The following is a 13,879-nucleotide window of genomic DNA, read 5'->3' on the forward strand; positions in this document are numbered from 1 at the left end:
GCCGGATAATTATCCGCCGCAGGAAGGGATAAGCCGTCTTTTCTGCAGATAATCTACAATACCGGCGATTACCACCGCCCCGAGGACGGCGGCGACCGAACTCACCGCCAGCTCCCACAGGCGCCACGTACCGGACCAGAGGAAACGCCGCAGAACCAATAAGCCGGCGGTAACCAGAAAAAAGACCGGCCAGTACCACCGCCGCGGCTGTTCCTCCGGCAGGGAATCCCGGGGCATGGCGAGGACTGCGCCGGCAATTATCAGACCGCCGGCAATGGTACTGCAATGCTGGAAAAGCCGGTACAGGGCTATCAGGTGCCCCGGAGAGCCCAGAGGTTTTTGCAGAATAGAAAAATGGCGCACAAAAAAACCGGTCCGGTGGGTAAAGCTGTCCCATAACAGATGGGAAGCAATGCCTATCAGCACCGAAAGTATGACCGCGATCCAATGGGTCCTGAAATACCGCAGCCAGTCCGTCCCGCGGTACCGGATGAACCGGGCTTTTAAAAAACCAGGGAGATGGGTTATCAGCGGATCCCGGACAACTGCGTGGAAAAGAATCAGAACAAGAAAACACAGAGGCATATTGAAATACAAAGTACCCGCCAGGGTATGGCTCACACTGCTGCGCATCCGGAAAAAATATTCAAAGTCCGGAATGATACTCCCCATAACCAGAGCGCTCAGGGAAAGCGGCAGCCGTTTTGATTTAACCAGCGGCAGAACCGCCGCGGGATGGGAAAAAGTAAAGGGCATTGCATCACCTCCGGGTAGTGTTCAGTTTTCCCGTTTTCATTATACCACACCGGACAGATAAATTAATACAGCAGGACAGGACCAAAAACACCGGACCTGGATTGTTCCGGATTTTTATACTACATTTTAATTATAACAAAATAAGAGGTTATTCATGGCTAGCAGTGTTTCCGGCCAATCCAACGAAAAAATAGCCCTCCGTATTGCCGGAGTTGTCATTGTCCTCAATCTTCTTCTGGCGTCTTTTAAGTTTTTCGCCGGCATCGCCGCAAAATCCGATGCCATGGTTTCAGACGCTTTTCACTCCGCGACGGATATTATAACCACCATTATCATGCTTATCGGTATTAAAATCGCCAGCAAGGAAGCGGATGACAAACACCCTTACGGGTATGAGCGTTTTGAATGTATTTTTTCCATGATCCTGGCGGCGGTAGTGGCCGCTGTAGGTCTGGGTATAGGTTATTCCGGAATGCAGAAGGTGATTTCCGGAAATTACAATACCCTGGAAATTCCCGGGGTTCTTGCCCTGGCAGCCGCACTGGTTTCTATTGTGGTAAAGGAGGGAATGTTCTGGTATACCCGGTGGGGGGCAAAAAAAATCGATTCCGGAGCCCTTATGGCCGACGCGTGGCACAACCGCGCGGATGCTCTTTCTTCCGTGGGCAGCTTTCTGGGTATCCTGGGAGCCCGTATGGGATACCCCGTACTCGATCCCTTGGCGGGAGTACTCATCGCCCTGTTTATTCTCAAGGCGGCCTTTGATATTTTTACGGATGCCATCAAAAAGGTTACCGACAATTCCTGTGATCCCCAGGTTGTTGAAGGTATGAAGGAAATGATCCTCCGCCAGAACGGAGTCGGGGGAATCGGCGGAATCAAGACGCGGCTCTTTGCTTCCCGGGTATTTGTGGATGTGGTGGTGTTAACCGACGGTAACCAAACTCTGAATCAGGCCCATTCTATTACCCGAGGCATTCAGAATGCCATGGCAGAGAATTACCCTAAAGTTAAACACTGCACCGTACAGCTCAATCCTCTGGAAGAATAAGAGTCGGCGGATGAACAGGTTGACGTATCAACCCTTTTATACGGTTCGTTTTTTACGGCGGCTTCATAAAAGTAAAATAATTGAAGCTATAAAGAAAATTGAGAAAAATGACGATACATAATTTAAGGGTATCTGCGACGAAGAAATTTACAGTGGTTGCAATACCCGCAATAAGGTTCTATTATTTTAATATACATTACTACGTTGTATAGAATGTATAAATAGCAATTGAAATACAAAGTAAAGGAGTCATTTCCATGGCAAAGAAAGCAGCCCCTACACCGGGCAGTGTCCTGCAGAACAAGTTTATGAAGGAGTATCAGCTTGAGGTAAAACAGCTCGCGGATGATACTGGTATCCCCGCGGCAACCCTGAAGCAGATTCTTGAAAACAAGAAAAAGCTCACCCCTGATTTGGCCCTGCGCCTGTCAAAGTACTTCAGCAACCAGCCCGGATTCTGGGTTGAGCTCCAGTACAACTACGACTTCTTCGAACTGGCCCAGGACATGAAACTCGCAGAGAGTCTCAAGAATATGAAAAAGGCCAAGAAACCCGCGGCGCCCAAAGCTGCGGCCAAACCCGGCGCCAAGGCAGCCCCCAAAAAGGCAGCGGCTCCGAAAAAAGCAGCCGCTCCGGCAAAAAAACCTGCCGCTAAACCGGCAGCAAAGAAAGCTCCGGCAGCAAAGAAATAGTACAGCTGAAAAAAGGCCGCATAAGCGGCCTTTTTTATTTGTCTCAGCGGAACCTTTTACCGGGAAAAAGCCGCTTTCAGCACCACACCGTGCCGGAACAGATACGGGAATGACTGGGGGGTTATTTCAGAGTCCGAAGGCTGGCCTCCGCCGAAGGTCACCATACCCCGGCCGGAAATATTATAGCCCAATCCGACCCCCAGCATGGACTTGCCTATTTGCTTCGACCAGCCCAGACCTACGGTCAGATCATACTGAACACCGACCAGAAAAAACTTTTTCGCGGTAATGGTCTTTCCCGGGTTAGCCTCAGACAGGCGGCGGGCCCCTTCATCGCTTATTTCAATAGGACCGCCGAAGAGGGTATCCTGGGTGTAGAGCCAAAGGAAAAACCCTTCCCGCCGGGTGATGATCTGCCAGTTCATTGTCTCAAACCCGATAATAAGCCCATAGGTATTAAAGGAAATAGTATCCTCATACACCGGATACGCCCACTTATCATCCGTAAGGGCCTGGAATTCCAGCGGCATTTCGTACCGGGTATAGGACAATCCGAAGTAACGGCCGAAGTTATAAATCCCTTCCTGTTCGTTATCTTTGATCCACCACATGGGAATAAGCAGGTCAACGCTCAGGTATTTCGTATCCACATTGGTGCTGTCCGGCTGCCCGGAAACATACCCCCCATCCCACCAGGCATCTCCCGCCAGTTTGCCGCCGGAGACCCTGATGGCGGCGTTCTTATAACCGACTCTGCCTAAAAAATTGTAAAGCTTTCCTACAAAGTTATTGTCCAGGTCGAGACTGATACCAACATTAAAACCCTTCTTGTGCCAGAGCTCGCCTTCATAGGTGGTGAACCTGTTGGAATCCAGATCAAAAACCAGCCCGTCTTTATCGGAGAAATAATTATAACTGTTGTCCGGGTAATGCCGCACCCATTGTCCTGAGCGCCAGAATGCATACGGCTGCAGGGTAATACCTATCAAAGCCTTTAAAGATCCCTGCTTCTGCGCCGGTTCCGCGGCAATCTCTGATGAGCTGCCATTCTGGGAAAAAACGAAGCAATTCAATATCAGGAATAAGACCATGATGAAACAGATCCGTTTATACATATATCCCCCCTTTTCGGGTACTCCGGTATCTCATGGTGTTCCGCATCCGCTGACAGTTACAGTATATCACGGCTCATGGCTGCTGCATAGCGAAAATCCGGGAGGCCCAAACGCCTGACACAGCCCGCGGCACAGTCAATATCAGGGTTTCCGTCACCATACTCATCTCCCCAATGATACATAATCATAGGTACCTTCCGAAAAGTGTTTCAACCGCGTCCTCATCATACCGGTCTTCTCCCCGCCAGTACCCGGCGAAGGTCCAGTCGTCTTTTCCCCGCATCGGCCGTTCATAAGAACCGGGTTTCAGCACACCGATACAGGCGAGAATTTCTATCAGGATCCGGCGTTCATTTTGGCTTGAACGGACCGCCGCCGTCAGCCGTTTCTCCAAACTCCCGGGGTAATCACCATTCCCGCTGGTCCCTATAGTTTTAAGGATTTCCCGGAATATATCCCGGTCGCTCCCGGAAGGTTCGGGAATTTCTTCCCGGGAAAACCGGCACAGATCAAACCATGTGTAGAGCAGTTCACCGTGGCGTACCCCGCCCCATTTGATCCGCTCAAAATTGAGAACATTGATATCCGCATCTTTATATAATTCATCCCCGATAATTCCGTATTTTAAGTCCCGGCAGACACCGCAGGTGCAGGAGGTATACTCTACGGTTCCGTCAGCACCGCGGCTGTAGCCGCTCACCGCCGGAGTATAAATATGGGGAACGATGTATCCGGCGATTCCATAGGAAGCGATTCCGGAACGCCAGTCGAGACGGCGGAGGGACAGGCTGCACAGAAACGCCCTGGCCACGGTATCCCGGTGTACGCTTTCCCGCAGAGCGATGATTTCTCCGACGCAGTCGTCATGGGAAATGGTAACGGGATCAAACATAAGTCCCCGGGACTTGGCGTACGCAAAATCCTCCGCGTCCGTATGAGGTTTATCGAGCCATCCGCTTTTCCAGTACGTTTTAAATAAGATATCCTTTGCCTTTTTGTCCATACCATCAGTTCCCTGTTTATCCGGCACCTGTTTTTCCGGGACCGGCTTCTGATTCAGTCCTTCCATTCCAGGTTTTCCAGAAGTATATCTATCCGCGGTTTGAGCCATGCGTAACGGCTGCTCCTGAGCAGCAAGGGCGGCCGGCCATCCGAAAAGGTCACCCGGCACTGCCAGATATAATTGAAGTTTCCCGCCCGGGCAAAGACCGGCCGGTAACCGTCGGAATTGTGCTTGTGTTCAACAGTTCTGCTCAGGGAAAAATCCGCGTCCCGGTATTCATAGGGGCTGGTTCCGAGGACACTGCAAAGTTCAAAGCCTGTTTCCCGGAGACGGATCCGGCAAGTAGCAAAGTAGATAAGCTGGAAACCCCAGGCGGCAGCCCCCAGAAACAGCACCGTACCAATGAGAAGGTTGATCCCGGTACGTTCCAGATAGAAGTCCCGGTCGGTAAAATGGAATATATACAAAGCGAAAATCCCTGCGGCGATAAGGAGAATTCCTGAGCCGGCGAAGCGGATACGCCCGGGAATAACCGTCTGAACAGCCCCCAGCGGATGGTCATCCGAGCCGGAATTTTTTCCCGGATGCCGGAAAACCCGGCGGCCGGAACGGCGGTCCGAAGCAAGGCTGTCGTTTCCGCCGGGATCAGACAGCGGTATACCGGGCCCAGTGCCGGCCAGTCCGGTTTTGTATATCGCCAGCTTCCTCCGGGTATAAATATACGCCGCGGCACCGACCGCTGAAACAACGGCGGCAGCGATGAGTAATATACGATACTGCACAGTCTGGTCCACGGTATCCTCCCCTTTTAAACATATCCTGGAGCATACAAAAAATCCACCGCGGCAAAGATCAAATTTATCCGATGGGGTTTTGGAGCACAGCGGAAGTATGGTATAATTTCCTATGGAAGAAACCATAGCATTGCATTATCCCGTACTGTTCATTCACGGCGCAGGATTCAGGGATAAAACACTTGGCGTCAATTACTGGGGAAGAATCCCTAAGCATTACGTTGAAAATGGTATTTCCGTATATTACGGAGGAACAGATGCCTGGGGATCTATTGAAAAAAACGGCGAACTAATACAAACCAGAATTCACGAAATTTTAAAAACAGAAAAAACGGATAAAGTTAATATCATTGCCCATTCACGGGGCGGCCTTGAAGCCCGCTACGTAATAAATGAATTGGCTATGGCGGAGAAAATAGCTTCATTAACTACCATATCCACACCGCATCACGGCTCAAAGGCAATGAACATCGCTTTGCGGTTTCCGGAGAAACTATATGAATTTATTTCCTTTTTTATCAATATCTGGTTTAAAATAGCGGGGGACAAATATCCCGATTTTTTCAGAAGCAGCAGACAATTATCAGAGAAAAAATGCAGTGAATTTAACAGCAAATACCCAAACAAAGAATCCGTATACTATCAAAGCTACGCGTCGGAATTAAAATATTTCTTTGGTGATTTACTTTTTCTGTTTACATATCCTCTTATTAAGATTTTCGATGGAAAAAATGACGGACTTTGTCCAGTAGAATCCGCGAAATGGGGAGAGTTCAAGGGAGTAATTACCACCAAAGGTTTATTTGGAATATCCCATTCCGGAGTAATAGATCTGTACAGATTAAAGTACAAAGGACTGGATCTTATTCAATTGTATATGGAAATTTTAAAAACCTTATCAGAACGGGGCTGCTGACATCCGCCGGTATTTTGCCGGATTATAGACACGTTTATCTTTTGGATAATTTTTTGAATGAAACCCTCTGCCCTTGCAATCTATTCCGGCTGCGTGTATGTTGAGAAAACAATAAATTGAATGTTCTATCCGGGGGATACAGCTGTATGAATATGGCGCTGAAAATTTTAGTCATAACCATCCTTTCACTTATCGGCCTTATACTTATAGGATTGCTCATAGTTTTGATTAACAGCCCGGGCAGGCTCGCGCCGTTAAAAGATTCCCGGAATAAAGTTATTCCGGGGTCAATTTCCGAGAAAGTATGGGTTGACATTAATGGAATCAGACAGGGCATGTTTATCCGCGGAGAGAATCCGCAAAACCCGGTGATACTGTATTTGCACGGCGGCCCCGGAACGCCGCTGCTGCCGTTCATTTCATATCTGGAAAAAAGTGAGCGTCTGGAAAAATATTTTACCATGTGCTACTGGGATCAGCGGGGCTCCGGAATGACCTATTCCCGTTCAACAGATCCGTCAACCATGACCACAGCGCAGATGGTGGAAGATACCCGCGCAGTAACGGAATACCTTAAATCACGGTTCGGCCAGGACAGAATATATCTCATGGGACATTCTTGGGGTTCATATCTTGGGGTAAAAACCATAGAGAAATACCCAGAAAATTATCTTGCCTATATCGGTATCGGACAGCTCTCCGACCAGCGGGAGTCGGAACGCCTGGCCTACAAATATATGCTGAACCACGCAGCGGAGATCGGCGATAAGAAGGTGATAGAAAAACTGGAACCGTTCGATCCCGACGCGGATACGTTCCCTCAGAATGAATATCTCATCAACGTACGGACAGCGATTATCAACAAGTACGGGGTAGGAATGATGCATGAAGGAGTGACTTTTCCAACGATACTTAAAGCCTTGATTTCGTTCAAAGGATATACCCTGCCCGAAAAAACAGCGTGGTTTCTCGGCGCCGACTTTTCCATGGCCTACCTTTTTGACCGTGTAGTAATGAAAGACAGTCTTTTCGAGTCATCGGCAAGTTTTGAAGTCCCCTTTTATATAACTCAAGGGTTTTACGATTACCAGGTTTCATACACCCTGGCGAAAAACTATCTGGAAACTCTGGACGCGCCTAAAAAAGGATTCTTCACATTTGAGAATTCCGCCCATTCCCCGAACATGGAAGAGCCTGAATTATTTGTGAAAACCGTCCGCCAGATTGCGGAGGAAAACCCCGGGATTACGGAATAATAAGCCGGAACAATGGAAATTATAATTAATATTCTTTTGATTATTCTAATATTTACCTTCACAATTAAGAAAGTAAATGGCAGGTATTTTCGTTTTGAGTATGCAATAAACGTATTAATAATATTTTATTTGCTGATACTTTTAAATCTGATTAAAAGTTATTTTGAACTGCCGGAACTCAATCTAAAATGCGTTAACTATGCCGCGGCATACATTCTATTGTATTGGTATTTAACAATAACCATAAAAAGATTTTATGACCTCGGTATGGAAGGCTGGAATTTATTAACGCTGCTTATACCAATATACGGGATAATAGCAGCTATATATTTACTGATAAAAAAAGGCGAAGATGGGATTAATAAATTTGATAAAGCCATTGATTACAATAAAGCAGTAAATAAAAAAACACGGATCATTGATATATATGACGAATACTTCCGTGTGGATAACCATAAATATTATCTAAAAAAAAATGGAAATGAATACAAAATAGGTTTTCCGAAAAATATCACCAAACAAGATATAATCAAAAACTATTTATCAGAAACGCATGAGAATAAAGAAGATGGATATGGGGAAATAATAACAATAGAGAAAAAAGAATTTGAAGGAATGATAAGAAATTTAAAATTAGCAGAAGTCCGGGAATCATTTTATTTAATAAAATCGGAAACAAAAATATTTATCAGAAAGGAAAACTTTAAATACAGTATAATACTTGAAAAAGAAGCTGATACGGAAATAAGAGCAGTGATCAACAGAATGGCGGGATTTCCCGAGAAAATAGAAACGAAGGATTATATAATTTATAAAAAGATACAAAAAAAGGATATACGTGGTTTAATAAACAGTATTTAAAATAAACCGCAAGGTTTATTACCACAGAAAGCAATGGGCATGATTTATGAAAAGGATGAAATTAAAGTGCATTTTTCATTACGATAAATCATTTGATGAAGACCATAAAGAGCTGATGTGTTTTTATGCACAGAATGACAGTCTTTATTTTTTGAATTGGGAAAAGTCAAACCTATATTCCATAAGGATTCAGGATTTATCATAAACTGTATTCACAGCACCTGACGTTTGTCAGGTGCGGAACAGTATTTTTCGGCCGTATCAAACATTTTTGGAAATCCGTAATTTAGCCGCGGCTTTCTCATCTGCCACAACGTAGCAGTTGGGGTGTTCCTGGAGAATGCTGGCGGGAACTGCGTTGGTTACAGGCCCCCGGAACGCCTTATAGAGGATATCCGCTTTGTGGGAGCCGTTTGCAATGAGTACTGCCTTCCGGGCCGCCATAATCTGGGCGATCCCCTGGGTAATGCCGTATTCAAGATCCAGGGATTCGGAAAAATACTTACCCATCACCGACTTGGTCGTCGCGGACAGAGGCGTCACATGGGCATTCAGAGAAAAATCAACACCCTCTTCATTGAATCCAAGGTGGCCGTTCATTCCAATTCCCAGGACACTCACGTCCAGAGGACCGTATTTGACGATGTAGCCATCAAGCCTGCGGCATTCCTCGTTCATGTCCGGCGCTTTTCCATTGATGATATGGTATTCCAGGAAAGGGACTTTCATTTTATTAATAAGATTGTCGAAATTAAACCGGCCGCAGGACCCTGCGTCTTTCTCGGTCAGGCCGACCCATTCATCCAGAGAAACGTATCGGGTCCTTGTGATATCGACGGTACCATCATTTACCATAGCCGTAAATGCTTCCACCATGCCCAGGGGCGTGTCCCCTCCGGGAAAACTGATCAGGCTTTCCCGGTCTCCGGGGATACCCTCCGCCGCGAGGCGGGCCGCGGCAAGAGACATTTCTTCATAATTTCTGCAGACAATGAGGGTAATATAATTCTCCTTAGGGAATCATCTGAATTTCACGGAGATATTCCAGGTTACGCTTCGCCGCGGCAAAGGCCTGGTCCGTGGTTGCCCGGGGCATGTCCATCTCGATTACCCCGATCCCCTGGTAATTGATACTGTCCAGGATTTTCTTGAGTTCCGTAAAATCAATAATCCCATCCCGGAGGTCGCACATCACATCCATGTCAAAAGCCTGGTCCGAACCGAGATGCTCGTCGGCAACTTTCTTCCGGATTTTTCCGTCTACATTTTTGAAGTGGAGGTACACCATCCGCTCCGGATACTTCCGGATGAATTCAACAGCACTTTGGTCACCCTGTTCTGTGCCGCCGTTGACATAGGCGTGGTGGCCCGTGTCGAAGCAGAGATTGAGGTCACAGAAATCCATCATCCGGACGATCTCCTCCTCGGTTTCTATCAGGGACCGAATGTGGGGATGGAATACCGTTTCAATGCCGAATTCCTTTTTCGTATATAACCCCAGATCCCTGAACATGGTGAGGTATTTTTTCCAGAGATCGCCGGAAAAATCCTTTTTCTTTTCGCTGAAGGTACCCACATCGGATTCGTCCATGGTGACCAGGTACTTCGCGTCAAAGGCCTTGATCCGGCGGCACAGGGTCTCCACCCGGGGCCGGAAATCCTCAAAGGAATTATACTGGTCAAACCGGTAGCAGGCGGTACCGGCGCATACACCGAGGCTGCGCTGGGACAACTCGTTCCGCAGGGTCTGTTCCTCGGTGGGCAGGTACCCGTCGGGGCCAAGCTCCAGAGATTTGTAGCCCGCTTCTTCAGCCTGATCCAGGAACACATTCCAGGGGGTTCCCGAAGGTTTTCCGTCGGCGTACCAGACGCCCCAGGAACAGGGCGCTGTGGCAATGGTGATAGTACTGGCCATATTACTTCCCTCCCCGCTTCACGGCGGCAATTATTTCCTCGAATAATTTGAGATCTTCCAATGCATCCGCCAGAGTTGTCTTAGGCTGGCGGTTTTCCGCGATGCAGGCATAGAACTCGCTGAGCTCTGTCTGGAAGGGATCCCGCCAGGACGGACCGAACACGGTTGTCTTGGTATCGGTCTTGGTGGAATCGATCACCTCCAGGGACATGGGCTGGTACCGCACGTACGGGGTTTCGTATTTCACCTTGAGCTTCCTGGTATGCTGGTAGATTTCAATAGCCGCGTCAAATTCCACAATATCCTGATCGTTGAGCAGCTCATAAACACCCAGGAATCCGTCGTATTCCATCACCACCACCACATGGGTACCGCCGCAGGCGGTGGCAACGGATTTGATTGCCTTCGGAACCCCGAAAAGTTCCCGCACCGCGGAAATGCTGTGGCATCCCAGGCCGGTCATCATCTGGTAGGTCGTCCGCTGTTCATCGGTAGCGTCGGCGCCGATAGCCATGTCAAGGTGCTGCCGCCGGCGGGCCCGGCTCTCATCAATGACATCCTGGGGAACATCCTTGGGATAGAAAATCGGCCGGGTCTGTCCGATATAAAACGGACCTTCACAGATGATATCCCGGAACCGGAGGTATTCAGTTTTCTTCGGCTCCAGCTCCATTAGTTCCTTGGCCTTAAGGAAATGATCCGCAAAACGGCGCATATATCCCACCATGACAATACTTTTGGGATGCTCCTTCGCAAGGGTAATGAGCCGCTCAACTTCCTTGGACGCCAGAGCCACGGGCTTCTCAACAAAAACATGTTTCCCCGCTTTGAGGGCAAGTTCAATATATTCACCGTGGTACTGGTCGGGGGATAGAACAAAGACCGCTTCAGTATCGGATTTCTCGATCAGTTCCGGCGCGCTGAGATACCCCTGGGGAACGTGATACTTGTCTTTAATAAATCCCACCAGCGAGGGGGATACGTCGGAAACCGCGGTAATCTGGAACTTATCCCCCAGATCCTGCAGTATCGGCAGATGCATGAGCTGCGCGACTTCACCTAATCCAATGACACCAATTTTCATACATACTCCTATACATTCCGCAAATCGAAAGGGAAAGCAAAGCTTTCCCAATATTCTTTATACCTTTGGGCGCCGTTACCGGACATAAACGGGGCTCGAAAATGCCAGCAGTTTATTTTTTTCTTCTAAATAGTCGCCGTAGACTTCTGCGCGGACCCAGCCTTCTGAAAGGGCCACCGCAACGTCTCCGCCGCCGGACCCGTCACAGGTTATCCGTGCCGCCGTTTCTCCATTATGAACGACGGCGATTTCCCGGGTTTTGATATTGAAACGCTCCCACACGGACCGCCGCCGGGATTCATCCGCCGCGGCGAAAATGGTGTACTCCCCGGGTGACACCGTCTCTCCGGGCCCGTAACTGCTGTCACCTTCAGTTACCAAGAAATTCAGCAACGGTCCGCAGGTCACAAAACTGCGGCCTCCCCGCAGAGCATCCTTAACGGTTTCCGAAGTAATCTGTCCTTCTTCGAGACCCAGGTAAGTGGCGGTGGTGAGGACGTCCCTTTTGTCCGGGCCGTGCCAGTCTCTGCCGCTGGTAGCCGCCAGGCGATGGCCCTGGTTAAGCAGATCCGTCCACCACCGGAAAGCAAGATCATTTTTGAATTCACTGTGGGGAAAAGGTTCGGACCATACTTCAATGTACGAAACGTTTTCCCAATTCCCGACATTGAAATCCCAGTGGCAGCCGGTGCACATGGGGCTTCCCACGGAAAAGGGATGGGCAATCCCCGCAACGCCCCGGGCTTCCTTTATCTGGGCAAGGTAAGTATCGATGGTGTCGGGAACGGCGAAGCGCCAGTCAACGTACCGGTCAGCTCCAAGGACAACCATGTGACCGAAGAAGGTAGTCCATTCAATACCGGGAATCACCGGCACTGTTTCACTCATCAGTTTTGGGGTTATATGGTCCAGTCCTGCCATGGTGTTATGGTCTGTCAAAGCGATGCCGTCGTAGAGAAAGGCCGCCGCGCTGCGGCACAGTTCCTCCGGGGTAAACCGGCCGTCGCTGTTGAGTGTATGGGTATGAAGCTCAAAGGCCTTATAGGTTATCATCCGGGACCTCATCTTTGTCGTAGGCATTTACCGTGAGATGGTATACCGTTTCGTCGCTGACGACAGCATGGACGTTGATCACCGCCCGCCAGACACCCGCCGAAGCGGAGTGCCTGAAAAACCCCGGAGAAGAAAAATCCGCGGATACGATATGCCGCTGCTCCGGGTTGTGCCGGTGGGCGCATCCCACATAAATTTCATCGTGGTCGAGCGAAAGAGTAATAAGATTGACCACCGGCAGGTAATCCCGCCAGCCGCCGTACCGTTCTCTGTACTCCGGCGGAATGAACCGTTCCAGCCCCGCTTCAATAAGGTCCTTTGCCTCCGCCTCATTCTCCAGTACTTTGGGGGTGTAGGAACAAAGGAACTCCAGGCATCCGTAATCCCGGTCCAGGGGAATTTCAACGGACACATTTGTTTTAGAATCGTCCCGATGCAGCGGGTACAGGTTATCCAACAGCACTTTCACATCCGTACTCCCGGGAATTGTTTTTAAAATATATTAACGGAAAATTATTTTTCCCATTCCTTTTCTTTCAGATTTGTATAGATATACACCGCCGCGGAAACCGAACAGATCAGAAACATGATCACCGACAGGGCGGAGGTCTTTTCATAATCCATGTATATATTAAATTGTTCGAACAGCGCAATCCCCAGCATCTTCGGGGAAGAAGCCCCCATGATCAGGAAAGGGGTGGTAAAAGAACCTACGTTGGCCATAAACACAAAGGTTGCTGAAACAAAAACATCCTTGATGGAAAGCGGCAGAATCATGTGAATGAAGGTCCGCCAGCGGCCGGCCCCTACGTCCCGGGCGCCTTCTATGATTGAATCGGGGATAGCCGAGAGACCGGAAGTGATGATCAGCGCCGCGAAGGGAATGTTGAACCAGAGGTTCATTATGATCAATCCCTTTTCGTTGTACATGAGACCGGGCTTGAAATTATACCCGAAGAGCTGGGAGATCCGGTTGATCACTCCCGAATCCCTGATGATGATCATCATGGCATAGATTGCCACAAGTCCCGGAATAAACCGGGGAATCAGATACAAGCCGCCGATGAGCCGGCTTATCTTGGACTTGCTGAACCGCAGGTACAGAGCCAGGAGGTACGCGAAGACCATGGCCAGCACCACGGTTACCACCACCACTCCCAGGGTAAACAGGATGTTCCTGATTTCCAGAGGCCTGGTAAAAAAGTAGGTGTAGTTATCGAAGGTAAACCCCTTCGTCTGCCGGTCGGTAAGACTGCGGATAATTGAACTGAGGATAGGATACGCCACGATGAGCATTACCACCAAAAAGGCCGGCAGCACCAGGGCGTACGCGGCCAGTAGATTCAGTATTTTTCTTTTCCGTTCGTGTGTATTCACAATCCA

At 48.8% G+C, this 13,879-nt stretch carries 15 protein-coding genes; 5 read left to right on the forward strand and 10 right to left on the reverse strand.

Annotated features, from left to right (window positions below):
* Positions 1-9 precede the first annotated feature (9 nt).
* The gene (locus tag JFL75_RS09420) at positions 10-756 is read right to left on the reverse strand and encodes a DUF4184 family protein (RefSeq protein WP_215626430.1); all 747 of its coding nucleotides are present in this window, start codon (positions 754-756) and stop codon (positions 10-12) included.
* Positions 757-910: 154 nt separating this feature from the next.
* Here JFL75_RS09420 and JFL75_RS09425 point away from each other — a divergent pair, with 154 nt between their 5' ends.
* Together JFL75_RS09425 and JFL75_RS09430 are read left to right on the forward strand one after the other, a co-directional pair.
* Positions 911-1,807, forward strand: a complete 897-nt coding sequence (locus JFL75_RS09425) for a cation diffusion facilitator family transporter (protein WP_215626431.1) — start codon at positions 911-913, stop codon at positions 1,805-1,807.
* A gap of 257 nt (positions 1,808-2,064) precedes the next feature.
* Complete coding sequence (locus tag JFL75_RS09430) at positions 2,065-2,499, forward strand: HigA family addiction module antitoxin (protein WP_215626432.1); 435 nt, start codon at positions 2,065-2,067, stop codon at positions 2,497-2,499.
* Positions 2,500-2,555: 56 nt separating this feature from the next.
* Here JFL75_RS09430 and JFL75_RS09435 read toward each other — a convergent pair whose 3' ends face one another.
* The 3 genes from JFL75_RS09435 to JFL75_RS09445 all read right to left on the reverse strand — a co-directional run bounded on the left by JFL75_RS09435 (position 2,556) and on the right by JFL75_RS09445 (position 5,411).
* Entirely contained in the window at positions 2,556-3,614 is a 1,059-nt protein-coding gene (locus tag JFL75_RS09435; RefSeq protein WP_215626433.1) for a hypothetical protein, read from the reverse strand.
* A gap of 184 nt (positions 3,615-3,798) precedes the next feature.
* Entirely contained in the window at positions 3,799-4,683 is an 885-nt protein-coding gene (locus JFL75_RS09440) for a hypothetical protein (RefSeq protein ID WP_215626434.1), read from the reverse strand.
* A complete protein-coding gene (locus JFL75_RS09445; protein ID WP_215626435.1) occupies positions 4,671-5,411 on the reverse strand; it encodes a hypothetical protein in 741 nt (246 codons plus the stop codon). The genes JFL75_RS09440 and JFL75_RS09445 overlap by 13 nt, the downstream gene beginning before the upstream one ends.
* A gap of 112 nt (positions 5,412-5,523) precedes the next feature.
* Between JFL75_RS09445 and JFL75_RS09450 the strand changes: the two genes are divergently transcribed.
* The 3 genes from JFL75_RS09450 (at position 5,524) to JFL75_RS09460 (ending at position 8,444) form a co-directional block, all read left to right on the forward strand.
* The gene (locus JFL75_RS09450) at positions 5,524-6,327 is read left to right on the forward strand and encodes an esterase/lipase family protein (protein WP_215626436.1); all 804 of its coding nucleotides are present in this window, start codon (positions 5,524-5,526) and stop codon (positions 6,325-6,327) included.
* A 152-nt stretch (positions 6,328-6,479) separates the two neighbouring features.
* Positions 6,480-7,583 (forward strand): alpha/beta hydrolase, encoded by a 1,104-nt coding sequence (locus JFL75_RS09455; protein ID WP_215626437.1) that lies wholly within the window; start codon positions 6,480-6,482, stop codon positions 7,581-7,583.
* A gap of 12 nt (positions 7,584-7,595) precedes the next feature.
* On the forward strand, positions 7,596-8,444 hold the full coding sequence (locus JFL75_RS09460) for a DUF805 domain-containing protein (RefSeq protein ID WP_215626438.1): 849 nt from the start codon (positions 7,596-7,598) through the stop codon (positions 8,442-8,444).
* A gap of 261 nt (positions 8,445-8,705) precedes the next feature.
* On the opposite strand, the gene JFL75_RS09465 is transcribed toward JFL75_RS09460, so the two are convergent.
* The 6 genes from JFL75_RS09465 to JFL75_RS09490 form a co-directional block, all read right to left on the reverse strand.
* Positions 8,706-9,413, reverse strand: coding sequence for a glucosamine-6-phosphate deaminase (locus tag JFL75_RS09465; RefSeq protein WP_215626439.1), 708 nt, complete (start codon positions 9,411-9,413; stop codon positions 8,706-8,708).
* 43 nt (positions 9,414-9,456) lie between these two features.
* Positions 9,457-10,359 carry a sugar phosphate isomerase/epimerase family protein gene (locus JFL75_RS09470; protein ID WP_215626440.1) on the reverse strand — a complete coding sequence of 301 codons (903 nt, stop codon included), beginning with the start codon at positions 10,357-10,359 and terminating at the stop codon, positions 9,457-9,459.
* A gap of 1 nt (position 10,360) precedes the next feature.
* Positions 10,361-11,443 carry a Gfo/Idh/MocA family protein gene (locus tag JFL75_RS09475; RefSeq protein WP_215626441.1) on the reverse strand — a complete coding sequence of 361 codons (1,083 nt, stop codon included), beginning with the start codon at positions 11,441-11,443 and terminating at the stop codon, positions 10,361-10,363.
* Positions 11,444-11,518: 75 nt separating this feature from the next.
* On the reverse strand, positions 11,519-12,496 hold the full coding sequence (locus JFL75_RS09480; protein WP_215626442.1) for a CehA/McbA family metallohydrolase: 978 nt from the start codon (positions 12,494-12,496) through the stop codon (positions 11,519-11,521).
* Positions 12,483-12,965: a hypothetical protein gene (locus JFL75_RS09485; RefSeq protein WP_215626443.1), complete on the reverse strand. Its 483-nt coding sequence runs from the start codon at positions 12,963-12,965 to the stop codon at positions 12,483-12,485. Before JFL75_RS09485 ends, JFL75_RS09480 begins: the two co-directional genes overlap by 14 nt.
* Positions 12,966-13,009: 44 nt before the next feature.
* Positions 13,010-13,873, reverse strand: coding sequence for an ABC transporter permease (locus JFL75_RS09490; protein ID WP_223292812.1), 864 nt, complete (start codon positions 13,871-13,873; stop codon positions 13,010-13,012).
* Positions 13,874-13,879 lie beyond the last annotated feature (6 nt).

This window comes from Breznakiella homolactica (assembly GCF_016616095.2).
GTDB classification, from domain to species: Bacteria; Spirochaetota; Spirochaetia; order Treponematales; family Breznakiellaceae; genus Breznakiella; species Breznakiella homolactica.

Excerpts from the sequence above, each read along its gene's own strand:
- JFL75_RS09420 (WP_215626430.1), bottom strand. The coding sequence starts at position 756 with ATGCCCTTTACTTTTTCCCATCCCGCGGCGGTTCTGCCGCTGGTTAAA.
- JFL75_RS09425 (WP_215626431.1), top strand. The coding sequence starts at position 911 with ATGGCTAGCAGTGTTTCCGGCCAATCCAACGAAAAAATAGCCCTCCGT.
- JFL75_RS09430 (WP_215626432.1), top strand. The coding sequence starts at position 2,065 with ATGGCAAAGAAAGCAGCCCCTACACCGGGCAGTGTCCTGCAGAACAAG.
- JFL75_RS09435 (WP_215626433.1), bottom strand. The coding sequence starts at position 3,614 with ATGTATAAACGGATCTGTTTCATCATGGTCTTATTCCTGATATTGAAT.
- JFL75_RS09440 (WP_215626434.1), bottom strand. The coding sequence starts at position 4,683 with ATGGAAGGACTGAATCAGAAGCCGGTCCCGGAAAAACAGGTGCCGGAT.
- JFL75_RS09450 (WP_215626436.1), top strand. The coding sequence starts at position 5,524 with ATGGAAGAAACCATAGCATTGCATTATCCCGTACTGTTCATTCACGGC.
- JFL75_RS09455 (WP_215626437.1), top strand. The coding sequence starts at position 6,480 with ATGGCGCTGAAAATTTTAGTCATAACCATCCTTTCACTTATCGGCCTT.
- JFL75_RS09460 (WP_215626438.1), top strand. The coding sequence starts at position 7,596 with ATGGAAATTATAATTAATATTCTTTTGATTATTCTAATATTTACCTTC.
- JFL75_RS09465 (WP_215626439.1), bottom strand. The coding sequence starts at position 9,413 with ATGTCTCTTGCCGCGGCCCGCCTCGCGGCGGAGGGTATCCCCGGAGAC.
- JFL75_RS09470 (WP_215626440.1), bottom strand. The coding sequence starts at position 10,359 with ATGGCCAGTACTATCACCATTGCCACAGCGCCCTGTTCCTGGGGCGTC.
- JFL75_RS09475 (WP_215626441.1), bottom strand. The coding sequence starts at position 11,443 with ATGAAAATTGGTGTCATTGGATTAGGTGAAGTCGCGCAGCTCATGCAT.
- JFL75_RS09480 (WP_215626442.1), bottom strand. The coding sequence starts at position 12,496 with ATGATAACCTATAAGGCCTTTGAGCTTCATACCCATACACTCAACAGC.